The organism is Desulfoluna sp. CYM3A (assembly GCF_056829965.1).
This window is the reverse complement of sequence record NZ_CP186556.1, coordinates 99,772-122,024: the sequence shown is the minus strand read 5'-3', so window position 1 is coordinate 122,024 and position 22,253 is coordinate 99,772. Positions and strand designations below refer to the sequence as shown.

26 protein-coding genes and 1 pseudogene are annotated in these 22,253 nt (G+C 59.7%); 23 read left to right on the top strand and 4 right to left on the bottom strand.

Annotated elements, in window-relative coordinates; all coding sequences use genetic code 11:
- Positions 1 to 24: 24 nt before the first annotated feature.
- The 15 genes and pseudogenes from ACOYW1_RS00710 (at position 25) to ACOYW1_RS00640 (ending at position 11,426) form a co-directional block, all read left to right on the top strand.
- Positions 25 to 237: an FmdB family zinc ribbon protein gene (locus ACOYW1_RS00710; protein WP_180137112.1), complete on the top strand. Its 213-nt coding sequence runs from the start codon at positions 25 to 27 to the stop codon at positions 235 to 237.
- A gap of 264 nt (positions 238 to 501) precedes the next feature.
- Positions 502 to 795, top strand: a complete 294-nt coding sequence (gene groES / locus ACOYW1_RS00705; RefSeq protein WP_092207912.1) for a co-chaperone GroES — start codon at positions 502 to 504, stop codon at positions 793 to 795.
- An 89-nt stretch (positions 796 to 884) separates the two neighbouring features.
- Positions 885 to 2,537, top strand: a complete 1,653-nt coding sequence (groL, locus tag ACOYW1_RS00700; RefSeq protein ID WP_482414778.1) for a chaperonin GroEL — start codon at positions 885 to 887, stop codon at positions 2,535 to 2,537.
- A 253-nt stretch (positions 2,538 to 2,790) separates the two neighbouring features.
- Positions 2,791 to 3,501, top strand: coding sequence for a protein TolQ (tolQ, locus tag ACOYW1_RS00695; protein WP_180137114.1), 711 nt, complete (start codon positions 2,791 to 2,793; stop codon positions 3,499 to 3,501).
- Positions 3,498 to 3,896 carry an ExbD/TolR family protein gene (locus ACOYW1_RS00690; RefSeq protein ID WP_482421277.1) on the top strand — a complete coding sequence of 133 codons (399 nt, stop codon included), beginning with the start codon at positions 3,498 to 3,500 and terminating at the stop codon, positions 3,894 to 3,896. The genes tolQ and ACOYW1_RS00690 overlap by 4 nt, the downstream gene beginning before the upstream one ends.
- A 47-nt stretch (positions 3,897 to 3,943) precedes the next feature.
- On the top strand, positions 3,944 to 4,132 hold the full coding sequence (locus ACOYW1_RS00685; RefSeq protein WP_482421276.1) for a hypothetical protein: 189 nt from the start codon (positions 3,944 to 3,946) through the stop codon (positions 4,130 to 4,132).
- Positions 4,133 to 4,305: 173 nt separating this feature from the next.
- Positions 4,306 to 4,779, top strand: coding sequence for an energy transducer TonB (locus ACOYW1_RS00680; protein WP_482421275.1), 474 nt, complete (start codon positions 4,306 to 4,308; stop codon positions 4,777 to 4,779).
- A gap of 6 nt (positions 4,780 to 4,785) precedes the next feature.
- Positions 4,786 to 6,141: a Tol-Pal system beta propeller repeat protein TolB gene (gene tolB, locus ACOYW1_RS00675; protein WP_482414776.1), complete on the top strand. Its 1,356-nt coding sequence runs from the start codon at positions 4,786 to 4,788 to the stop codon at positions 6,139 to 6,141.
- A gap of 19 nt (positions 6,142 to 6,160) precedes the next feature.
- Positions 6,161 to 6,730 (top strand): peptidoglycan-associated lipoprotein Pal, encoded by a 570-nt coding sequence (gene pal, locus ACOYW1_RS00670; protein ID WP_246317695.1) that lies wholly within the window; start codon positions 6,161 to 6,163, stop codon positions 6,728 to 6,730.
- 128 nt (positions 6,731 to 6,858) lie between these two features.
- Positions 6,859 to 7,629: a tol-pal system protein YbgF gene (gene ybgF / locus ACOYW1_RS00665; RefSeq protein WP_482421274.1), complete on the top strand. Its 771-nt coding sequence runs from the start codon at positions 6,859 to 6,861 to the stop codon at positions 7,627 to 7,629.
- Positions 7,630 to 7,702: 73 nt separating this feature from the next.
- On the top strand, positions 7,703 to 8,191 hold the full coding sequence (locus ACOYW1_RS00660; protein WP_482414773.1) for a crossover junction endodeoxyribonuclease RuvC: 489 nt from the start codon (positions 7,703 to 7,705) through the stop codon (positions 8,189 to 8,191).
- A 54-nt stretch (positions 8,192 to 8,245) separates the two neighbouring features.
- Positions 8,246 to 9,079, top strand: a complete 834-nt coding sequence (ruvA, locus tag ACOYW1_RS00655) for a Holliday junction branch migration protein RuvA (RefSeq protein WP_482421273.1) — start codon at positions 8,246 to 8,248, stop codon at positions 9,077 to 9,079.
- Positions 9,069 to 10,107: pseudogene (ruvB, locus tag ACOYW1_RS00650) on the top strand (Holliday junction branch migration DNA helicase RuvB). The gene ruvA and the pseudogene ruvB overlap by 11 nt, the downstream one beginning before the upstream one ends.
- A gap of 96 nt (positions 10,108 to 10,203) precedes the next feature.
- Positions 10,204 to 10,968 carry a hypothetical protein gene (locus tag ACOYW1_RS00645; RefSeq protein ID WP_482421272.1) on the top strand — a complete coding sequence of 255 codons (765 nt, stop codon included), beginning with the start codon at positions 10,204 to 10,206 and terminating at the stop codon, positions 10,966 to 10,968.
- Between the two features lie 41 nt (positions 10,969 to 11,009).
- Positions 11,010 to 11,426, top strand: a complete 417-nt coding sequence (locus ACOYW1_RS00640) for a bactofilin family protein (RefSeq protein WP_482414769.1) — start codon at positions 11,010 to 11,012, stop codon at positions 11,424 to 11,426.
- A 14-nt stretch (positions 11,427 to 11,440) separates the two neighbouring features.
- Here the strand turns inward: ACOYW1_RS00640 and ACOYW1_RS00635 are convergent, their stop codons facing one another.
- Entirely contained in the window at positions 11,441 to 12,052 is a 612-nt protein-coding gene (locus ACOYW1_RS00635) for a class IV adenylate cyclase (RefSeq protein ID WP_482414768.1), read from the bottom strand.
- Between the two features lie 166 nt (positions 12,053 to 12,218).
- Here ACOYW1_RS00635 and rplM point away from each other — a divergent pair, with 166 nt between their 5' ends.
- From rplM to ACOYW1_RS00615, 4 genes are all read left to right on the top strand, one after another.
- Complete coding sequence (gene rplM, locus ACOYW1_RS00630) at positions 12,219 to 12,653, top strand: 50S ribosomal protein L13 (protein ID WP_180137125.1); 435 nt, start codon at positions 12,219 to 12,221, stop codon at positions 12,651 to 12,653.
- 39 nt (positions 12,654 to 12,692) lie between these two features.
- Positions 12,693 to 13,088, top strand: a complete 396-nt coding sequence (gene rpsI / locus ACOYW1_RS00625) for a 30S ribosomal protein S9 (RefSeq protein WP_180137126.1) — start codon at positions 12,693 to 12,695, stop codon at positions 13,086 to 13,088.
- A gap of 163 nt (positions 13,089 to 13,251) precedes the next feature.
- Positions 13,252 to 13,620, top strand: a complete 369-nt coding sequence (locus ACOYW1_RS00620; RefSeq protein WP_482421271.1) for a hypothetical protein — start codon at positions 13,252 to 13,254, stop codon at positions 13,618 to 13,620.
- A 132-nt stretch (positions 13,621 to 13,752) separates the two neighbouring features.
- On the top strand, positions 13,753 to 14,496 hold the full coding sequence (locus ACOYW1_RS00615; RefSeq protein WP_482421270.1) for a diguanylate cyclase: 744 nt from the start codon (positions 13,753 to 13,755) through the stop codon (positions 14,494 to 14,496).
- Between the two features lie 3 nt (positions 14,497 to 14,499).
- Here the strand turns inward: ACOYW1_RS00615 and ACOYW1_RS00610 are convergent, their stop codons facing one another.
- Positions 14,500 to 14,787, bottom strand: coding sequence for a hypothetical protein (locus ACOYW1_RS00610; RefSeq protein ID WP_482421269.1), 288 nt, complete (start codon positions 14,785 to 14,787; stop codon positions 14,500 to 14,502).
- Between the two features lie 20 nt (positions 14,788 to 14,807).
- Positions 14,808 to 15,545 carry a radical SAM protein gene (locus tag ACOYW1_RS00605; protein ID WP_482421268.1) on the bottom strand — a complete coding sequence of 246 codons (738 nt, stop codon included), beginning with the start codon at positions 15,543 to 15,545 and terminating at the stop codon, positions 14,808 to 14,810.
- Between the two features lie 451 nt (positions 15,546 to 15,996).
- Between ACOYW1_RS00605 and ACOYW1_RS00600 the strand changes: the two genes are divergently transcribed.
- Genes ACOYW1_RS00600 through ACOYW1_RS00590 form a run of 3 tightly spaced genes read left to right on the top strand, consistent with a single transcriptional unit; the run spans position 15,997 to position 20,183 of the window.
- On the top strand, positions 15,997 to 17,061 hold the full coding sequence (locus ACOYW1_RS00600) for a sensor histidine kinase (RefSeq protein ID WP_482421267.1): 1,065 nt from the start codon (positions 15,997 to 15,999) through the stop codon (positions 17,059 to 17,061).
- Between the two features lie 60 nt (positions 17,062 to 17,121).
- The gene (locus ACOYW1_RS00595) at positions 17,122 to 19,854 is read left to right on the top strand and encodes a cache domain-containing protein (protein WP_482421266.1); all 2,733 of its coding nucleotides are present in this window, start codon (positions 17,122 to 17,124) and stop codon (positions 19,852 to 19,854) included.
- A gap of 38 nt (positions 19,855 to 19,892) precedes the next feature.
- Positions 19,893 to 20,183, top strand: a complete 291-nt coding sequence (locus tag ACOYW1_RS00590; RefSeq protein ID WP_482421265.1) for a hypothetical protein — start codon at positions 19,893 to 19,895, stop codon at positions 20,181 to 20,183.
- 423 nt (positions 20,184 to 20,606) lie between these two features.
- On the opposite strand, the gene ACOYW1_RS00585 is transcribed toward ACOYW1_RS00590, so the two are convergent.
- Positions 20,607 to 20,936: a hypothetical protein gene (locus ACOYW1_RS00585; protein WP_482421264.1), complete on the bottom strand. Its 330-nt coding sequence runs from the start codon at positions 20,934 to 20,936 to the stop codon at positions 20,607 to 20,609.
- A gap of 156 nt (positions 20,937 to 21,092) precedes the next feature.
- Here ACOYW1_RS00585 and ACOYW1_RS00580 point away from each other — a divergent pair, with 156 nt between their 5' ends.
- Positions 21,093 to 22,241: an MFS transporter gene (locus ACOYW1_RS00580; RefSeq protein ID WP_482421263.1), complete on the top strand. Its 1,149-nt coding sequence runs from the start codon at positions 21,093 to 21,095 to the stop codon at positions 22,239 to 22,241.
- The last annotated feature ends 12 nt before the right edge of the window (positions 22,242 to 22,253 follow it).

The window sequence follows — 22,253 nt, the reverse complement described above, 5'->3', positions numbered from 1 at the left end:
AGAAGCGACGAGGAGGTAACCACCATGCCGATTTATGAGTATGAATGCACCGAATGCGGTGAAGTGGAAGAGGCGGTCCAGAAAATGACCGATCCGCCCCTTACCCGGTGCAAAAAATGCTCCGGACCACTCCGCAAACTGATCTCCCACAGTTCCTTCCACTTAAAGGGTGGGGGATGGTACGCTGACTCCTACAGCAGTACGGGAGGCGGTTCCAGCACATCCGGCGGCTCTTAGGCCGGCCGGGCTTCAAGCAAGGCGCCACGCCTGGGCCCCCAGGCTCTGACGCAACCATGATGCACCTGCAGGACGTCACACAGTAAAAACGCAACGCACCCGCCCCCATGGGGGCGCGGCCTTCAACAAGCCGGGCGGCAGCTGTTTTTTGTGGATCTACTAAGGTGTCGTGGCATATATCGTGTTTATTTAACCAGACATTTCTTCTTCAGATAAACATCTTACACCATTTACGTGGATACAGCGCAAAGGAGAACAGGAATCATGAAAATCAGACCGTTACAGGACCGAGTATTGGTAGAACGTCTGGAAGAGCAAACCACCACCAAAGGCGGCATCATCATCCCCGACACCGCCAAAGAGAAGCCCGCAGAAGGGCGTATCGTGGCCGCAGGCCAGGGTAAAACCAAAGAAGACGGCAGCCTCATCCCCATGGAACTGAAAGTCGGCGACCGTGTTCTCTTCAGCAAGTACGCCGGAAGCGAAGTAAAATTCGACGGAAACGACTTCCTCATCATGGGCCAGGACGACATCCTCTGCGTCGTCGACGAAGCTTAGGCCCCGGTTGCAATCCACGACCTGACTGTAATAGATATTCTAACGACCTGAACTCAACATTTTCAACATACACGGAGGTTCGGTGAACCATGGCTAAACAGATTATTTACGATGCAAAAGCACGCGAAAAAATGCTGACCGGGGTCAAGACCCTTGCTGACGCTGTCGTCGTTACCTTAGGTCCCAAAGGCCGCAACGTTGTCATCGACAAATCCTGGGGTTCCCCCACGGTTACCAAAGACGGCGTCACCGTCGCCAAAGAGATCGAGCTGGAAGACAAATTCGAAAACATGGGTGCCCAGATGGTCAAGGAAGTTTCCTCCAAGACCAGCGACACCGCAGGCGACGGCACCACCACCGCCACCGTTCTCGCCCGAGCCATCTATGAAGAAGGCCAGCGCCTCGTGGTTGCCGGTAACAACCCCATGAGCATCAAGCGCGGCATCGACAAAGCCATCGAAACAGCCGTTAAAGAGCTCGTCAAGATCTCCAAGCCCACCAAGGATCAGAATGAGATCGCCCAGGTCGGCACCATCTCCGCCAACAGCGACGCCACCATCGGCAACATCATCGCCGAGGCCATGAGCAAGGTCGGCAAAGAAGGCGTCATCACCGTTGAGGAAGCCAAGTCCATGGACACCACCCTGGACGTTGTGGAAGGCATGCAGTTCGACCGCGGCTACCTCTCTCCCTACTTCGTCACCGAAACCGAGAAGATGGTCTGCTCCCTCAACGACCCCTTCATCCTCCTCTGCGAGAAGAAGGTCTCCAGCATGAAAGACCTCCTGCCCATCCTTGAGCAGGTTGCCAAGACCGGCAAGCCCCTTCTCATCATCGCAGAAGACGTTGACGGCGAAGCCCTGGCCACCCTCGTGGTCAACAAGCTCCGCGGTACCCTCAACGTCTCCGCCGTCAAGGCCCCCGGCTTCGGCGACCGTCGCAAGGCCATGCTCGAAGACATCGCTGTTCTCACCGGCGGCCAGGTCATCTCCGAAGACCTCGGCGTCAAGCTTGAGAGCATCACCCTGGAAGACCTCGGCAAGGCCAAGAGCGTTGTCATCGACAAAGACAACTCCACCATCGTGGACGGCGCCGGTTCCCGTACCGCCCTGGAAGCCCGCGTGAAGATGATCCGCGCCCAGGCCGAAGAGTCCACCAGCGACTACGACCGTGAGAAGCTCCAGGAGCGTCTGGCCAAGCTCATCGGCGGTGTTGCCGTCATCAGCGTCGGCGCAGCCACCGAGACCGAGATGAAAGAGAAGAAGGCCCGCGTGGAAGATGCACTCAACGCCACCCGTGCTGCTGTTGAAGAGGGCATCGTCCCCGGCGGCGGCGTGGCCCTGGTTCGTTGCATCGACGCCCTCACCAAGATGAAGGTAAAAGCCGAAGAGAAGATCGGCGTCAAGGTCGTGATGCGCGCCATCGAAGAGCCCCTCCGCATGATCGCCAACAACGCCGGTGTCGAAGGCTCCGTCGTTATGGAAAAGGTCAAGAACAGCGAAGGTTCCTTTGGTTACAACGCTGCCACCGACGTTTACGAAGACCTCCTCGAAGCCGGCGTTATCGACCCCACCAAGGTGGTTCGTCTCGCCCTTCAGAACGCTGCTTCCGTAGCCTCCGTCATGCTCACCACCGAAGCGATGATCGCTGATCTTCCTTCCAAGGAAGAGCCTGCAATGCCCGCCGGCGCTCCCGGCATGGGCGGCATGGGTGGCATGGGCGGCATGGGCGGCATGATGTAAGACCGCTTCAGCGAAGGCGCCGCCCGGCGCCTTCCTGAGCCCCTGATATCCGCCCCCTTTTGCCCCACGGGCAAAAGGGGGTTTCTATATGCTTTCAACGGGTTGCCCGACTTTATCCGCCCCACGGCCCTCCACCTCCAGCCTTGACACCCTGCCCCGGCTTGTATTAATATGTAGGCTAAACAGCGGCCGGGCGGTCGTTTCGCACGTTCTTGACACCTCCTTTTTTTTGCCCAACATGGAGACGGCACACATGGCCAACGAGTCTTTAGGTATTTTTCAGATGATCAGCGGGGCCGGCCCCATGGTCAAACTGGTCCTCTTAACGCTTCTCTTCTTTTCCGTGACCTCCTGGACCATCATCATCCTTAAATTCCGAACCATCCGGCGCGCCCACAAGGAGTCCCTTGTCTTTGTGGAGACTTTCTGGAAGAGCAAAAACCTCTCCGACGCCTACTCCCTGGCCAAAGAGCTCAGCTACAGCTCCATCGGCAAGGTGTTTCGCACCGCCTACAGCGAGCTGAAAAAGCTCTCCAGCGCGGGCATCGGCGCCTCAAGTGAGGTGGGCATCGTCATGGGCGGCAACGGCCTGGACAACGTCCGACGCACCCTGCGCAGGGCCACCTCCCAGGAGGTCACCCGCCTCATGCAGCTCACCCCCTTCCTGGCCACCGCCGGCAGTACGGCCCCCTTCATCGGCCTCTTCGGAACGGTCTGGGGCATCATGAACTCCTTCCAGGGCATCGCCTACAAGGGCTCGGCCAACCTCGCCGTGGTGGCCCCGGGCATCGCCGAAGCCCTCATTGCAACGGCCGTGGGCCTCATGGTGGCCATTCCCTCGGTCATCGCCTACAACTATTTTGCCCAGCGCATCCGGATCATCGAGGTGGAGCTCAACAACTTCTCCTCGGACTTCTTGAACATCGTGGAGCGGGATATCCTGCGCAAAGGAAACGGAAAATGATCTCCGGCGGAAACGACAACGAGCTGATGAGCGAGATCAACGTCACCCCCTTTGTGGACGTGATGCTGGTGCTCCTCATCATCTTCATGGTGGCGGCCCCCATGATGACCCAGGGGGTGGACGTCGCCCTGCCCGAGGCAGCGGCGGGTTCCCTTGCCCGGGACGACGACGAGCCCTTCTACGTCACCATCAAGGGCGGCGGAGAGATCTTCATCAACGATTTTCCCGTGGACTCGGACAGGCTCCGGCCCAAGCTCACCGCCCTTCTCAAGGAGCGGCCCGGGACCCGCGTCTTTCTGCGGGCCGACAAGTCCATCAGTTACGGCACGGTGGTTCGGACCATGGCCGAAATCAAGGTGGCGCGGAAAATTAGGCATGGTAACGGAGCCCCTTGAAACCAAGTAATGATCCTCAGCACAGGTCCGGAACGAAGACGCCCCACATGACTTCTGCGCCCAGACAGCACCCCACCGGCGGTGATGACAACCGCCTCCTCACCCTTGCCGTGATCCTCTCGCTCACCGGACACGTCCTGCTGTTCACCCTCTCCCATGTCTTTACCACCAGCGGGTACAAGCCCCACAAGACCCCGCGCTCCATAGACGTGGACCTGATGCAGACCAGCCCGTAAAAAAACCGGCCAAGGTATCCAAGGCCAGCAAACAGACAGCAGCCCCTGCGGCCAAGGCCAAGCGGCCCACCACGCCGTCCAAGAAGGCCTCCCGTAAAAAAAGCGAGAAAAAGGTCCAGACCCCGGTAACCAAAACCATCTCCGGGAACAAGTCGGTTAAGCGCAAGCGCAAGGTGATCACCCCGGACGAGCTGGTGCAAAACGCCCTGGAGAAGATGGCACGGGAGACATCCAACCCCGAGCCACTGTCCGAGCGCATGAACCGCCTGAAACAGGAGGTTGCCGACACCAAGGCCCCTCCGGCCCAGCCCTCATCGGGAACCAGCGACGGCCAGCCCACCGCCGCCCAGATCTCCGTGAAAGAGCGCTACTATCGCACCATTGAAGTCATCATCCGGAAAAACTGGGCTTACCCGATCCAGATGGTGGGTACAGACTCCCAGCTCAAGACCCAGATCATCTTCACGGTCATGCCCGACGGCTCCGTGCGGGACGTCTGGGTTTCCCAGCGGTCCGGCAACGCCAGCTTTGACCGTTCGGCCTTAAGCGCCGTGCACAAGTCCACTCCCCTGCCCCCCTATCCGGCAGGGATCACCGATCGAAAGATGCCTTTTGTCATTGACTTTGACATCAGCGAACTGTTGTAGGTAGCCATGCAAACATTAGTCAGAAGCCTTGGACGTTCCCTTCTCCTTATGATGCTCCTTTTTGTCGCAGCCGCCCCGGCCCAGGCCGAAGAGCGGGTGCGCCTGAGGGTCACCAACCCCTTTGAGAACAAAACCCCGGTTGCCGTCCCCGCTTTCCGGGTCACGGGCAACACGGACCGGGAGGTTGCCCTGGCCGAGGAGGCCGTGGCCCTTCTCCAGGACACCCTTGCCTTTACAGGGTATTTCCGCATGGTGAGCCGTGACGCCTTCCTTGAAGAGCCCGCCCGCACCGGCATCACCGAACAGGACATCCACTTCGACCGGTGGCGCTCCTCCGGTGCGGAGCTCCTTGTGACGGGCAGCCTCACCGTCAGCGCCCAGACCGTCATCGGCGACTTTTACCTTTTCGACATCTACCGCCAGAAGAGCCTCTTCGGGGTCCGCTTCCGCGGTGCCGGCGCAGCGGAGGAGACCCTGCGCCCCCTGATCCTGAAGCTCGCCGACAAGATCATGATGACCTACTCGGGGAAACACGGGTTCTTCGGCAGCCGCATCGCCTTTGTTTCCACGGGAACCAGCGGCATCAAGGAGATCTGGACCTGCGCCTTCGACGGCCACGCCCCGGTACAGGTTTCCAGGAACAACGCCATTACCCTGACCCCCTCCTGGTCCCCGGACGGATCAACCCTGGCCTACACCTCCTATGTCAATAAAAAACCCGATATTTTCATCCAGGGAGCCTGGCCCGGATCCCGACGCGATCTTGTGACGGCAGAGGGCACAACAAACATCACACCGACGTGGCTCCCCGGGGGAAAAACCATGGCGGCATCGTTGACAATTGACGGGGATCAAGCGATTTATCTGTTGACCCAAAAGGGTAAAATACGTAAAAGGTTAACAAGAAAGTGGAGCAAGTGGGGAATAGACGTATCTCCGGTATTTTCCCCTTCTGGCGACAGGATGGCCTTTGTATCCAAGCGATCTGGCACCCCCCAGATTTATGTCAAACACCTGGCCTCCGGCCGCATTGAACGCCTCACCTTCGACGGAAAGTACAACACGAGCCCAGCCTGGTCCCCAACAGGTGACCAGATTGCATACGCCGGATCCAAAAACGGCCATTTTGACATTCATGTCATCAATGCCCGCGGAGGACGCCCCATGCAGCTCACCTACGACTCCGGGGACAACGAGACCCCGTCCTGGTCGCCTGATGGCAGCCTGATTGTTTTCTCCTCGAACAGGAGAGGCAGATCATCCATTTATGTCATGAACGCATACGGCACAGATCAACGGCAACTCGTATCACTGCCCGGTGAACAGACCGCCCCGGTGTGGTCTCCCAATTTAACCCAATGAAATTTGTTGACGAGGAGGAATGATGGGAAAAAACTGGAGAGGAAGCTTAGCGCTCATTACCGTGCTGCTCACCATGCTGGTGGCGGTATCGTGCTCCCAAAAACCCGTGGAAACCGACCCCACAACAGAGGCCGCTTCCCAGGAGACCATGAACCAGGAAGCCGCCGATGCCGCGGCCGCAGCTGATGACGCTGCCATGATCGCCGAAGAAGAACTGATGAAAAAAGAGGCTGCCGCCAGGGCCGAAGCCCGTGCCGCCTTTGAAAACACCCCTGTTTACTTCAACTACGACAGCTCTGCGGTTCAGGACTCCGAGATCGCCGTCCTGGAAGCCAAGGCCGAGTGGCTCAAAGAGAACACCGGCGTCCGCATCACCATCGAAGGACACTGCGACGACCGCGGTACCACCGACTACAACCTCGCCCTGGGCGACCGTCGTGCGGCACGCGTCAAGGCCTTCCTTGAAAGCCTCGGCGTAGACGCCGACCGCATGGTCACCGTCAGCTACGGCGAAGAGCGTCCCATGGACCCCGCCGCCAACGAAAGCGCCTGGGCCAAGAACCGGCGCGCCGAGTTCGTCATCCGATAGGTTCGCTCTCCGGCGCCTTGTGCCCGCAGCAACCTTAGTCTATCCAAGTTACCGAAGGGCGTCCACGGACGCCCTTCGGTCGTTTTCGTTTTCATGCCCAACCACGACTGTATCAGGAGTACCCTGCTATGAAGCCCAAGGTCGTCGCCTGCCTGCTGGCGGGCCTGTGTCTCTCCGGCTGCGCCCTTCAAAAGGATTACGTTGCCATGAACGGACGTATCACCCTCCTTGAAGAGGAGATGCGCCAAAGCCAATCCCTCTCCAAGGGCGTGGAAGAGTCTGTGACCAGCAAAAACGTACGACTGGCCAACAAACTTGAGCAACTGGAAGAGGAGCTCCGGGCCATTCGCGGGGATATGGAGGCAGCCCTCCACCACAGCAGCCAGGCCACCTCCCAGGGAGCCGATACGGAAAAGAACCTCACGGCCATGCAGGCCGGCATTGACGCCCTGGCCGCCAAACTGGCACGCCTCGAAGCCTTCACGGGCTATGAGCCCACGGAGGGCAAGTCCCCGGCACCGGAGACCGAGGCCACCGCCGAAAACACCTACCTCAAGGCCAAGCAGGCCTTTGATGCCGGGGACATGGACACCGCCAAAAAAGGATTCTCCGACGTGGTGGAGACCTACAGCTCTTCGGACAGCGCGGACAACGCCCAGTTCTGGATCGGCGAGATCTACTACAGGGAAAAATGGTTCCAGAAGGCCATCCTCGAGTACCAGAAGGTCATTGAAAACTACCCGGACGGCAACAAGGTCCCGGCGGCTTACCTGAAACAGGGCCTGGCCTTCGAAGCCCTGGGCGAAACCGAAAACGCCCACCTGATCCTGGGTGAACTCTTACGAAAACACCCCGACACCGCCGAAGCCTCCATCGCACGAAAAAAACTGGAGAAGTAGGTTCGGCAGCATCCGTTCTTTTTTCCCGCCCCGCAAAACCAAAGCGGGGCATCGTCAACAAGGCGCCTAAAGCATGGTCACAGTCATGGGGATCGACCCCGGCCTGGCCGAAACGGGCATCGGCGTGGTCAGCGGCGCAGCCCTCACCGTCTCCGACTACTCCTTCGGTCACATCCGCACCACAAAGGACATGAGCACCGCAGCCCGGCTTCACCTTATCCACAGCCGGATCAGCGAAGCCATAGCCATCAAACACCCGGATCTCATGGTGGTGGAAGACGTCTTCTCCCTGGAACGCTACCCCAAATCCGGCATCCTGCTGGGCAAGGTGGTGGGAGTCGTCCTCCTGGCCGCGTGCACTGCGGGTATTCCGGTAAACGAGGTCCCGGTGCGTGAGGCAAAGAAAATTCTTTCGGGCAACGGCAACGCCAGCAAGGCCCAGCTGGAGCGATCTGTCCGGGACTTCCTGAAACACCCGGAGCCCATCAAGCCCGATCACGCCTCCGATGCCCTGGCACTGGCCATGATCGGCCTCTTCCGGCACAACCGTCTTCGCCGCTGATAAAAATCAGCATAAAGCGCACCCCTTAACTTTTTGCGAGGCTACAACACCCCTATGATCGGTTACCTGCAAGGACGACTCCTGAAGAAAGAAGAAGAGAAAATTCTCCTTCTCGTGGGGGGCGTCGGCTACAACATCCTGCTTCCCGCCTCGGTGATGGCCTCCATCGCCTCACGCGAGCCCGGAGACGAGCTCTCCTTTTCCATCTACACCCACCAGACCGAGCGCCAGCCCAAGGCCACCCTCATCGGGTTCCACACCGAAGAGGAGAAAGAGTTCTTCCAGCTCTTCATCTCCGTGGAGGACATCGGCCCCATGAAGGCGGTGAAGGCCATGGGCCTTCCCATCGAGGAGATCGCCGCTGCCATCGAGGGCGCTGACCTAAAAAGCCTCATGAAGCTTCCCGGCATCGGCAAGCGCACGGCCCAGAAGATCATCGCCACACTGGAAGGGAAAACCGCCCGGTTCGCCCTGGAGGCAGTCTCTTCAACCGGTGCCCAGGGCAGACCTCGTGGACCAGGTCATCGACGTCCTCACCCACCAGCTCGGCCACAAGAGCAGCGATGCCAAGGCCCTGGTGGCAGACGCCATGACGCGCAACCCGGAGATCAACAGCCCCGAGTCACTCCTGGACGAAGTCTACCGCGCCCCCAAGGGGTAACGCATCTTGATTTTTGGCCCCGGCAGCCCTGCCGGGGCCAAATGCGTTCACCCCGGAGGCGGCACGCTTCCCGGTTGATTCCACCTTTGGAAAAAGGTATCATCCCCATGTGTGTCGGCCTTAATTCATGCAAGCATCCCTTTACCCGAAGGTGCGCTGCCATGGCGTGTTTGTGCCATGCCGCGGCCATCTCAACCCAGGAGTGTCCCCCACGCGATGAGCGATGATCTTTTCTCTTTTTCATCTTCCGGTTCGTCCCCACGGACCACCCCCCTTGTCTCCGGGAATCCCATCAACCCAGAGAGCGTCTTCTCCCTGAGGCCGGACTCCTTTGCCGACTACGTCGGGCAGCGGGAGACCGTGGAGACCCTTGAGATCGCCATCGAAGCGGCCAAAAAACGCGAAGAGCCCATCGAGCACGTGCTCTTCCACGGCCCTCCGGGCCTCGGCAAGACCACCCTGGCCCACATCATTGCCAACGAAATGGGGGGAGACCTCACCATCACCTCGGGACCGGCCCTTGAAAAGGGAGGAGACCTCGTGGGGCTCCTCACGAACCTCAAGCAGGGGGACATCCTCTTCATCGATGAGATCCACCGGATCCCCAAGGCCGTGGAGGAGTTCCTCTATCCGGCCATGGAGGATTTTTCCATCGACATCGTCTTTGACAAAGGGGTCCACGCCCGGAGCCATCGATTTCGGCTCAACCGCTTTATCCTCATCGGCGCCACCACCCGTATCGATTCAGCACCTGCGGGACCGCTTCGGCATGTTCCGCACCCTGGACTTCTACGACACCGAGGACCTCATCCGTATCGCCAGGCGATCCGCCGCCCTGCTCAACACCCCCCTGACCCCCGAAGGGGCCCGGGCCCTGGCCCTGCGTTCCCGGGGAACCCCCCGAATCCTGAACCGTCTGCTAAAGCGTGTGCGGGATTATGCCGATGTAAGGGCAGACGGCGTTCTTACCGACGAGGTGGTGGAGAAAGCTTTAGCCCTGGAAGGGGTAGACGGTCTGGGTCTCACCAACCTCGACCGGGCCTTTTTGAAAACCATCATCGACTACTACCGCGGCGGCCCCGTGGGCATCGAGGCCATTGCCGCCACCCTTCAGGAGGAGACCGACACCCTTGTGGATGTGGTGGAGCCCTACCTCCTGAAAATCGGATTTCTCGCCCGAACCTCCTCCGGGCGAAAGGTCTCCCAGGACGCCTGCAGGCACTTGGGATACGCGGTTCAAGGACGCCTGTTTTAACCGGAGATATTCGCAGCCTGTCCACCGGCCGCACGACCCTGTAACGCCCCGGGAGGGAGACGCCCCCTGCCCGGCCTGGTTTTCAAGGAGGATCTTTTGCCCTCGGACGACTACACCAAAGACCTGCAAGGTGAGCTGGCCCGCTACGCCCTTCCCAACCCCTACCGCCATACCCGCCAGTGGCGCCTCCTTTTTGTCAGCACCGACGGACGCATGGTCCACTCCGGCAACTACCGCCGGGTGGTCACCGCCACCCTGATATGCATGGGGCTGCTCCTCATTGCCCTTGCCGTTATCACGGGCCTCTGGCTCCACACCCGAAACACCCTGACCGAAAGCATCCTGCGGGAACGCAACCTCAGCACGACCCTGGCCCGGCAGACCGCCGACCAGGAGCTGCTCATGGCCCGACTGGCCCTGGCCGAAAAAAACGTCAAGGCAAAGGCCCCCGAGGCCACACCCGCCAAGGGGCCGTCCAAGGCCAAAAAGCCTGTGGCGCCCCCTGAGCCCCCCTTTATCCGGGTGGACGCCATGGACGCCCAGAGGACCGAGGACGGCTCCTTTCTCAATATCACCTTCAAGATCGCCAACGACACCCCGGAAAAAAAGCGCATCAAAGGCACCCTCTTTCTGGTGGTCCCGCCAGGCAAAGGGGAGACGCCAGCATCCTCCCCCCGCCCCCAGCTGAAAAAGGGGGTCCCGTCAGATCCTGCCCGCGGGGAAGGGTTCAAGATGCGCAACTTCACCAACCACACCTTCACCATTGGAACAGATCCGGGAACGTTGCCCTTTAAAGAGGTCACTCTCTACGGTTTCGACCAGGGCGGTGCCCTGCGTTATAAGAAAAAATTCACCTTCTAACCGCCCGGCCCGCCTGGGTACGATATGGAAACAGTCACACAATGAACCCATCGAAACATCTCTCCGTTATCGACAAAAGCCTCACCTTTACCGGAAACATCTCCGGCAAGGGCCAGCTCGTGATCAAAGGGGTGGTCAACGGCACCATCCAGGCGGACAGCCTCATCATCGCCGAAGAGGGAAAAGCCTTATGCGACGTCACTGTCAGCTCCATCACCGTCGGCGGCACCTATGAGGGGACCCTCAAGGCGGAAAAAGAGCTCATTGTCCTTAAAGGGGGCTGCTGCTCCGGAACCGTGACCTGCGGGGACCTCATCGTGGAGGCCGGCGGGGTTATCAACGCTGCGGTGACCTGTACCAAGCCCGCCACCGGCAAGGGGCAAAGCCACGCCCGGGGCAACGAGACCCACGAGGCCGCGGTCAAGCCCTTCGCTGCCAAGGCCAAGGCCGAGGCTTAGCCCCGTCCCCGGCTTCAGCCAGCGGCTTCGAAGCGCTTCAGGACCTTACCAAAGTCGTGGGTGAGGCCTGAAAAGTTGTCGAAGGTCAGGTTGGAAAAGGGGAGATCGAACTCGGTTTTCAGGGCCTCGAAAAGGGAGAGGTAGTTGGTGGCGATGCGGCCTTTACGGGCCAGACCCAACAGGGCCGCCACCTCCTCGATGCGCGCCTTCTCTCCTTCGATCTCCATGAACTCGCCGTAAGGGAGGGTGTCCAGGCAGATCTCGCAGCCTTTGAAGTGAAGGGTCTCCCGCCACTTCTCATAGGTCTGAACCGCCTCAAATCCCAGGGCGTTCAAGATTTTGTCCATGGTGTCGAAGTCACTCACCTCCACCTCCAGCTCCCGGAAGATTTTAAAGCCGTCCGTCCCGGTGTCGGCGTGGGGCGTTTTGTGGGTGAGGCGCGTTTTTCCATCTTTTCTCAGGCGAAGCAGACATCCGGCTTGCCTGATTCCGCCATCTGCAGTATCATAGCGAGAGTTGGCTTCAAAAACCCTTCCCGTCCCCTTTGCCCCGGCATCCACCAGGCGTTGTCTCAGGGCATCGGCATCGGCCAGACGGTATTTCACCTCCACTTCCACATTTTTCATTTTTTTTGAAATCTCCTCTTTCTTTTACGATCTGATTTGTGGTATCACGTCTCCGGCAAGCCTTTACCACGTGTGCCCAAATATTAAGAATCCACTTGACAAATCAGGTGAATTCAATTATTTAATTTCAGTTATTTGTACGAAAACCGACCGGGAGTATACAACATTGAAAAAATATACCTATAGCGCAAAGAAATCGGACAATCCACAGAAATGGTTCGTCGTCGATGCCAAGGATCAGGTGCTTGGCCGACTCGCTTCCGTTGTCGCAGCACACATTCGTGGTAAGCACAACCCCATGTACACACCGCATGTTGACACCGGAGATTGGATCATTGTCATCAACGCCGACAAGATCAAGCTCACCGGCAACAAGCTCAAGAACAAGACGTACTACCGTCACAGCGGCTACGTTGGAGGCATCACCGCCATCACCGCCGACAAACTTCTTGAGAAGCGTCCCGAGGATCTGCTCCGTTTCGCCGTTAAGGGCATGCTGCCCAAAAACCGACTGGGTCGTGAGCTGAACAAAAAGCTTTTCGTGTACGCAGGGGAAGAACATCCTCATGCGGCCCAGAAGCCTGAGACCCTCGCAGTCTAAGCAACCATCACAGCGAATCAAGAGATACTGAGGATATTCATGGAAAAAGAAAACGTATTCTACGCCACCGGCAAACGGAAAAACGGCATTGCCCGCACCTGGATCACCCCCGGTAGCGGCAAAATCACCGTCAACAATAAACCTGTTGAAGAGGCGTTCCCCAACCCCATGGCTCGCCTTGTTCTCGCCTCCCCCCTGGCCCTCGTTGAGGCCCAGGACGCCTACGACATCAACGTCAAGGTCAAAGGCGGCGGTATCATGGGACAGGCCGGTGCCATCCGTCACGGCATCACCAAGGCCCTTCTCCTTGCCGACCCCGAGCTTCGCGACGTGCTGAAGCGCGCCGGGTTCATTACCCGTGACTCCAGGGTCAAAGAGCGTAAGAAGTACGGCCAGAAAGGCGCCCGAGCACGCTTCCAGTTCTCCAAGCGCTAATCGCCGTTCGATTTTTTCAAAGGAAGGAGGCAGGAGACTGCCTCCTTTTTTTGTATGCGTTTCTATTCAGGTTGCCCCGGCAGCCTGCCCTATCCCATGCAAGGCCCTCCCCCCCGGGCGCGGTGATTTTCTCACGGACTTAACGACCTTGAGTGAGGTGCCCTTGGACTCTCCACACAGCCGACTCTCCCACGAAGGGGTCATCCGTCGTTGCCTGGCCCGTCGTTTCGGGGTCTTCGCCTTTCCCGAGCCCCTGGAATCCCTATTTCGGGACCAGAAAACCGACAAACGGAACCGCCACTTCCCCCTGGCCGGCTTCCTGGCCATCGTCATCTATAATCTCTTCTTCATCAGCGACCGCATCATGGTGCCCGACATCTCCGCCACGGCATGGCGGCTCAGGCTTTTTGTGGTCTCCCCGGCCATCCTGCTGGTCATGGGCCTAGTGACCATCAAACGTTTCCGGCGCCACAGCGAGTTCTTTATCATGGTGCTGATGATGCTGACCTCCTCGGGGATCATCTACCTGTAGCCCAGAGCCGCCGTCCCAACGTCACCCCCTACTACTACACCGGCATCATCCTCATTGCCATCTTCGGGAACATCGTGGCAGGCATCCGGTTCAAGACCGGGCTCATCACCTCCTCGGTCATTCTCTTTGCCTATGTCGTCAGCCTGGACAGCATGCCCGCCATCGGCGGGGGGGCAGTCGACCAGCGCCCTGGTCCTTTGCGCTGCCCTCATCATCAGCCTCTTCGGGTGCTTTCAGCTCGAAAGCGAGGCACGGCGGGAGTTCCTCCAGGCCATGCTCCAGCGTATCAACGCCCGCAAACTGGCCGAGACCAACCGGAAGCTCGCCCGGATCTCCATCACCGACGGTCTTACCAACCTTTACAACCGCCGCCACTTCGATACCGTCTATGACGCCCAGTGGCGCAGCGCCGCGCGCGTCAGCTCCCCCATCTCCCTGATCTTCATCGACATCGACCACTTCAAGAGATTCAACGACCACTACGGCCACCAGGCCGGGGATCGATGCCTGGAACGGGTGGCCGGGGCCATCAGCGCCTGCGTCAAACGAGCCCACGACCTGGCGGCCAGGTACGGTGGCGAGGAGTTCGTGGTCCTTCTCCCCCACACGCCCCTGGACAAGGCCCTTATCGTGGCCGACCTCATTGTCCGGAGCACGGAAAAGCTGGGCATTGCCCACGAGGCATCCCCCACCCACCCCTTTGTGACCCTGAGCATCGGCGTCTCCTGCATGACCCCCGGGGATTCCGGGTGCCCCGAGCAACTCCTTAAATTTGCGGACACCGCCGTCTACCGGGCCAAGGAGTCAGGGCGGAACCGCATTGTCTCCCTGGACCCGGCCAAAGAGGGCGACGTGCTCCTTCATACCGCCCTGTAGACGTCACCTGCTTTTGTGCGGACACGCCTTTTCCCCGAGCTGGCCGCAGGCCGCCAGGAGATCTTCCCCCTGGGACCAGCGCCGTCGCACATGGATCCCCTCGGCCACCAGCCGGTCATGGAAAGCGTTGACCTCTGCATCGGAAGGGGGCTCAAAGGGGGTCTCTTCCCCGGAGGGATTAAAGGGGATCAGGTTCACGGTGGCAGACACCCCCCTTGCAAAATCCGCCAGCCTGGAGATATCCTCGCTTCGGTCGTTGAGCCCCCGGATCAAGACGTACTCCAGGAGCACCCCGTCCCGTATCCGGCGGTTTACCGCCAGGCCACGCAGGCTTTTTTGAGGGTGGCCAGGGGGTAGCGCCTGTTCACCGGCATCAGGTCGGCACGCACGGCGTCGTCCGACGCATTCAGGGAGAGGGCCAGGCGAACCCCTGTCCCTGCGTCGGCAAGGCGGGGGATCTCATCGGCCAGCCCCACGGTGGAGACGGTGATGCGCCTGGGTCCGATGGAAAAGCCCCGGCCGTCCGTCATCACCCGAATGGCCCGGACCACGTTCTCAAGGTTGTCCAGGGGCTCCCCCATCCCCATGAACACAACGTTTCGGATGGGGGCCTTCAAGACAAACCGGGCGTTCCAGAGCTGCCCGGTGATTTCGGCTGCGGTGAGGTTCCGGTGCAGGCCCATGCGCCCGGTACGGCAGAACCGGCATCCCATGCGACACCCCACCTGGGTGGAGACACACAAAGTGGCATACCCCTTCATGGGGATCACCACCGACTCCACGGCCAGGCCGTCGGAAAGGCGGTGGAGGACCTTCACCACCCCCTCCCGCTGAACCGTCTCCTCTATCACGGGCGGGGCAAAGCGCACCTCTTTTGCCAGGGAAGAGGCCAGGGCCGGTGCCTCGGAAAACGCCTTTGCCTCCCAAAAGCGGGGGTTGCCGTGAACCATCACCTCCCGTACCAGTGCCGAGGCATGAAAGGCCCCCTTGCCGTACCGGGCCTTCACATAGCCGACCACCTCGTCGTAGGGGGTCTCCAATATCTCCATTCTGCACTCTCCATCCCGTGAACTTATTATGTCATCCGGCCATCTTATCTCACGCCGGGGGCAATGCCCCGCCCGGTGGCACGAATACCTCCCACCAAAGGTGTTACCTATGAAGTAACACAAAATTGAAAAGACTTATCCATGTTGCATTTGACAGGGTATATTGATACACTTTTTACTTCCTTGTCACCCGGTATGAATATCACTAAGGAAATGACTCGCTCAGTCATTCATACCGACAGGGAAGAGAACACCGCAGGATATTCCGGTACGTGAGGGGCTCGGCACACAACCCACACCATCCCACGTTTCGGCCGCCTTGGCGATGATATTCGGCACCGCTCAACGCCCTTTGTGTATGCAAAACCGGAGCCGACGTCAAATAGAGTCATGCCCGCGTCCATGCCCCTTACATACCGGCCAAGTCTTAACCGGGCAGCAAGGAGATACGATGAGCCCCACGCCCTACCGAATGAACGTTCTGATTGTGGACGACATGCCCACCAACATCAAAATTCTCGGTGAAACCTTAAGAAAAGAATACGACATCAGCTTTGCCCGGAGCGGCTCCAAAGCCCTTGAGATGGTTGACGACCATTGCCCGGACCTCATCCTCCTGGACATCATGATGCCCGGCATCGACGGCTACGAGGTCCTCCGACGCATCAAGAACAACCCCGAACACGCCCACATCCCCGTTATCTTCATCTCAGCCAGGGACGACGAAAAAGACGAGACCTTCGGCCTGGAGCTGGGGGCCGTGGATTACATCACCAAGCCATTCCGCCCTGCGGTGGTCAAGGCCCGGGTGCGCACCCACATGGAACTCAAAATGCACCGGGACCGCCTCAACAGCCTGGTCCACGACCGAACCCGCCAGCTGATCCACTCGGATCGCCTCGCCACCCTGGGGACCCTGTCCGCGGCCATTGCCCATGAGGTGAAAAATCCCCTACACTACGTGGTGGGCAACGCGGAGATGATCATGGACGACATCCTCGGGGGGAACATGGTCTCCATCCAGCAGCGGGCAGTCAACATCGTCAAGGGGGCCCAGCGCATCAACGCCCTCACCGACCGGCTCAAGGGCTACTCGAAAAAGCGGGGGCGTTCCAATGTCCTCACCCCGCTGTGCGACATCATCGACGACGCCCTGGAGATGCTCCGGTACCGCCTCCTGAAATGCGGCGTGGAGATCAACACTTCCGGCGTCTCCAAAGAGTTGAGCGTCTGCTGCGACCCCCACCAGATCTCCCAGGTCTTTGTAAACCTCATCAACAACTCCACCGAGGTCCTCACCACCGGCTCCGGTTCCATCGTCATCCGGGCCGGAAAAACAGACGACTCGGCCTGGGTCACCCTCTCGGACAACGGCCCCGGTATCCCGCCGGACAAAATCGACACCATCTTCGAGCCCTTTTTTACTGAAAAAGCTGACGACAAAGGCACGGGGCTGGGCCTCTTCATCACCCCACCCGGCACATCCTTTCGCGGCACGGGCGGGAAATCCACCTGACGCGCACCGACGCCTCGGGTTCCGAGTTCACCTTTACCCTGCCCCTGAACTGACCGCTCCATGAAGAGACGCTGGACCATCTCGGAATCCTACTTCTCCCTCATGATGATCCTGATGACCTGCGCCCTGTCGGGGCTGGGGGCCCTCTGGGTTGCCGTTGAGAACAACCGCCTCCGGGACCAGTCCGACCAGGTCCGCACCCACTTCATGGAGACCCGGAAACAGAGCCTCGTTGAGATGACAAATCGCCTGGAGGCAACCCTGGACCGGGCCATCACCATTGCCGAAGAGCAGCGCCGCCAGCAACTCAAAGAGCGGGTCCTGGAGACCTCCTCCATCCTTCTGGCCATCCATTCGGAAAACCAGGCCGGGCTGCCCCTCCAGATTCGCCACGCCCTCATGCGCAACGCCCTTCGAAAGGCACGGTCCCAGAAAAACCAGCGTTTCTTCTTTGCCTTGAATGAAGACGGCACCCTCATGTTCAACGCCATTCGCCCGAAGCTTGACGGCACCCCCTTTGCCCGCCTATCGGGCCAGGAGGAGTTTCCCATCGCCAGGCGGGCCGTGGACCTCGCCCTGTCCGCCGGAGACGGGTACCTCACCTACCGATACCCCAAACCGGAAGCCCCCGAAGGGCCCCTTTTCCTGAAAACCACCTACGTCCGGTTGATCAAGCCCCTGGGTTGGATCGTGGGCACGGGCTATTATCATGACGAGTTCTACCGCACCCTTAAAAAACGGATCATCAAGGAGCTTTACCGCCCCACAAGCCCCACGGCCGACCGGGTCTTCATCCTCTCGGACACTGGCGCCCCCCTCACCGGCCACGACTTTGCCTCAGAAAGTACCGCCGCCCTTGCCACCCAGGGCTTAGAAGAGGACGGACGGTTCATCCAGTACGATGCTCCGGACGGAAGCACCGCCTACCTGGGCTATCTCCGCCCCTTTTCCAGGTTGGGCTGGGTCATCGGGGCGTCGGCGGACACCCACGCCATGGGCCTTGCCCTCGGCCAGAAACAGGATGCCCTGAAGCAACGAATCCGCGAGCAGCTCCTCTATGTCCTCGTCATCCTCTGCGCGGCCGTGGCCGTCAGTGCCACGGTCTCGGGGTTCTTTGCCAGGCACCTGGCCCGCTCCTTCGCCTCCTTCGGCACCTTTTTCAAAAAAGCCTCCAGGGACTTCACCACCATTGATCCGGACAAGCTCTTCTTCTCCGAGTTCAAGCACCTTGCCGATGCCGCCAACCGCATGATCCTCAAGCGGAAAATTGCCGAAAAGGCCCTGAAGGAAAACGAAGAGAAATACCGGACCCTGGTGGACAACACCCTGCAGGGCGTCATGATTCTCCAGGATCAGCGCATCGTCTTCACCAACGCCGCCTGCAGCATCCTCTCCGGCCGCACCACCGGGGAACTCCTCGAAGCCACCGCCGACATCCTCTGGGGGTGGACCCACCCCGATGACATCGACCCCGTCTGGACCTATTTCGACTCGGCCCTCAGAAACCCGGACAGCCCTCCCCGCACCTGGGCGTACCGCATCCGTCACGGCAACGGCAGCACCGTGTGGATCGAGATCACCGTGAGCCACCTGAGGTACCTGGGGCGGCCTGCGGCTCTCTGCACCTTTTCGGACATCACCCGTCGAAAAGCCACGGAGATCGAGCTTACCGATTACCGGGAGCGCCTGGAAGACAAGGTGGCGGAAAAGACCCGGGAGCTCACCAAAGCCAAGAACCTGGCCGAAAGTGCCCTCAAGGCAAAAAGCCGCTTTCTGGCCAACATCAGCCACGAAATAAAAACCCCCATGAATGCCATCATGGGGGTTGCCGAGCTTCTGGAGGCCGAGGGGCTCACCGAAAAGCAGCGAAACTACATCGAGATCATGATGCGCTCATCCCACGCCCTCATGACCCTCATCGACGATATCCTCGACTTTTCACGGGCCGATGCGGGAAAACTCACGGCCGAAGTCATTGATTTCAGCTACCTGGAGCTCCTGGAAGAGGTCACAGACACCTTCACCCCCCAGGCTGAAAAAAAAGGGCTGGCCCTGGTCCTGGAGGTGGACCCGGATCTGCCCGCCATGGTCACCGGGGACCCTTTGCGCATCCGCCAGGTGCTTGTGAACCTCATGGCCAACGCCGTGAAATTCACCCCCTCGGGGAGCGTCACCCTCTGCTGCCGGGTGGTCGGGCGCGAATCAGACCTCATCACCCTGGAGACCGGTGTCCGGGACACGGGCATCGGCATCGACTTCTCCAGGCTGCCCCACGGAGACGCCCGCATTCTCTTCGAGCCCTTCAGCCAGGCGGACTGCTCCACCACCCGGGAGTACGGCGGCACCGGCCTGGGCCTGGCCATCTGCAAAAAAATCGTGGCCCTTCTGGGGGGAGAGATCACTGTCCGCAGCAGGCCTCACGGATACGGAAGCGTCTTCGCGTTTCAGCTCACCGTTCCTGGAGAACCCCACCGCACCTGCCGCGCCTCACCACCTCCCAACCCGTGGTGCTCGTGGGCCCTCCCTGCGCTGATGAGACAGGCCTTTGCCGGTGCCTGGAGTGGTGGGGCTATCAGGTGGACCGCATCCACCCGGCCCATGCGGTGCCCTGCCCCAGCCCTCCCTGGGAGCTTGCCTTCTGGCTCCTCTCCGATGCCGAGCTGTCGCCCCCCGGTGCGCCCGTTGTCCCGGACTGGCCCCAGGGAATTGCCCACACCTTTGCCGTCTGCTCCGGAGGGCTCTTCGACGCCGCTGCCTCCCTGTTCAAGGAGGTTGAGGCCCTTTCCATCCTGAAAAAGCCCCTGAAACCCACCCACCTTTCACGGCGACTGGTGGAAATCCGTGGTTCCCTCAGCCCCCTTCCCATGCCGTCCACGGAAGCCCCCGAAAAATGGGGTCCCACCCCGTCGGCTCCGCCCGCCCAGCTCACCCACACCCTGGTACGGCTGCGGGACAAACTCTCCCACAACAAATTTGAGACGACCCAGGAAACCGACCTTCTCAAGGTCCTGATCCCCCCTGAAGCCGGGCACCTCATCGAAGAACTCACCTACAGCATTGAAAACTTCAATTACTACTCAGCCCTGGCCACCCTGGAGAAAATCATGGCGTCCTGCCGCTGAGCCAAAGCGCGTCAACGGCACAAAACAGCCTCATCGTTACCTGATATTCCCACCGTTCAAGCAAACCGGGTGCACCCCATGGCCCTCACCCCGCCGGAAAACGCGCGTGCTTTATTCCCGGACCAGGCCGCTGGCCAGGATCAGCAGCGCCCCCAGGCCGAAGCAATAGATATACAGGGGGGCCGCTTCCATCCAGTGGGCTGCGGACTGGAGCCCGGAGCTGGAGATACCGTCGATCCACGTCAGCCGCTCAGGAGGCAGCAGGCTCTTGAGGCTGTAGTCGAACCGAAGGGGATCCCCGGAGTAGAATTGGCCAAAGCTACCATCACCAGCAGAAACAGACCGACAACCATTGAGACACTTCCCATCAGAAACCAGCGATTCATGGTCCTCTCCTTTGTCTTTCCCTGGCGAGCCCCCTGGCTACCACGGGAGCTGCACCGGGTAGAGTTCGTGGATCAACTCCCGATACGCCTCGGAACTCTGGTAATAGAATCGCGCCAGGGACATCAGCCGCATCCCGGCGTCCACCACGGCGTGGATATTTTCATTGGATGAGGCCCCGTTTTTTTCCAGGACCTGGCGCTCCAGGGCCAGCCGCTTTTTCAGGGCGATTTTCAGCACGGACTCGGGAAGGCGCGACCACACCGAGTAGTCCCGGTTGAAATCTTCCATGTCCTCCTTGAGGAGAAACTCCCCCAGGGCTTCCACCCGGGCGATCTCCTGGGAGTTAAACGGCATCAATTGTCTCATCTCTCCTCCGCGGGGGAGCCGTCAACCACCCTCCCCCGTTGGAAAAGGTTGACCTTGCCCGGCCTGCGACCCTGTGACATACTTTGCACTTTACCCATAGACAGCAACTGATATAAGGCCATGACGAAACTCTCTCTCCAACCGTGGAATCGGCCCATGTACCGATTCCTTCTGCTTTTGACGCTCGGTGCCACCTTCGGGCTGCAATCCTGGCGTATCCTTTTTGACAACTTCTCCGTACAGGTCATCGGCCTTGACGGCAGCCATGTGGGCGCCATTCAATCCATCCGTGAAATCCCGGGCTTTCTGGCCCTGCTTGTGGTGTACGTCACCCTCTTCCTGAAAGAGCACCGCATCGCCTCGTTTTCCGTGATCATTCTCGGCATCGGCGTCTGCGTCACGGGATGGTTTCCCAGTTTCTGGGGCCTTGCCCTGACCACCCTGGCCATGAGCTTCGGGTTCCACTACTTTGAAACCGTCAACCAGTCCCTTACCCTTCAATACTTTGACCGTGACACGGCTCCCCTTGTGCTGGGCAAGCTGCGGAGCTTCGGTGCCGCCACCGCCATTTTCGCCAGTGTCCTTTTTTTCTGCGCCGCCCCCTTCCTCAGCTTTGAGGGCATGTACATCTTCAGCGGCACGGCCATCGTTGCCCTGGGCCTCTACAGCCTTGTGGGAGACCCCACCCACAGCGCCGCCGTTCCCCAACGCAAAAAGGCGATCTTTCGAAAGCGCTACTGGCTCTTCTATTTCCTCACCTTCATGGCCGGGGCACGGCGACAGATCTTTGTTGCGTTTTCCGTCTTCCTCATGGTTCAGCGCTTTGGCTTCTCCGTCCAGGAGATCGCCGTGTTGTTCCTCTTCAACAACCTGGTGAACTATTTCCTGAGTCCCTTTATCGGAAAAGCCATCGTCCGCTTCGGGGAGCGGCGCATCCTCTCCCTGGAGTACCTGAGCCTTATCTTCATCTTCATCGCCTACGCCTTTGCGGAGTCCAGGGTGCTGGTGGCCGTCCTCTACATCCTCGACCACATCTTTTTCAACTTCGCCATCGCCATCCGGACCTTCTTCCAGAAAGTGGCCGATCCCCGGGACATCGCTCCGAGCATGGCAGCAGGCTTTACCATCAACCATATTGCAGCGGTGGTGCTGCCCTTCATCGGGGGCCTGCTCTGGGTGGTGGACTACCGCATTCCTTTTATAGGGGGAGCCCTCATGGCCTGTGTCTCCCTGGCGGCGGTGCAGCGGATCCCCGAAGAGTTAAAAAGGCACCAGGCCGACATGGCCGCAAGATCCCTTCGATGACATCACGGGCGG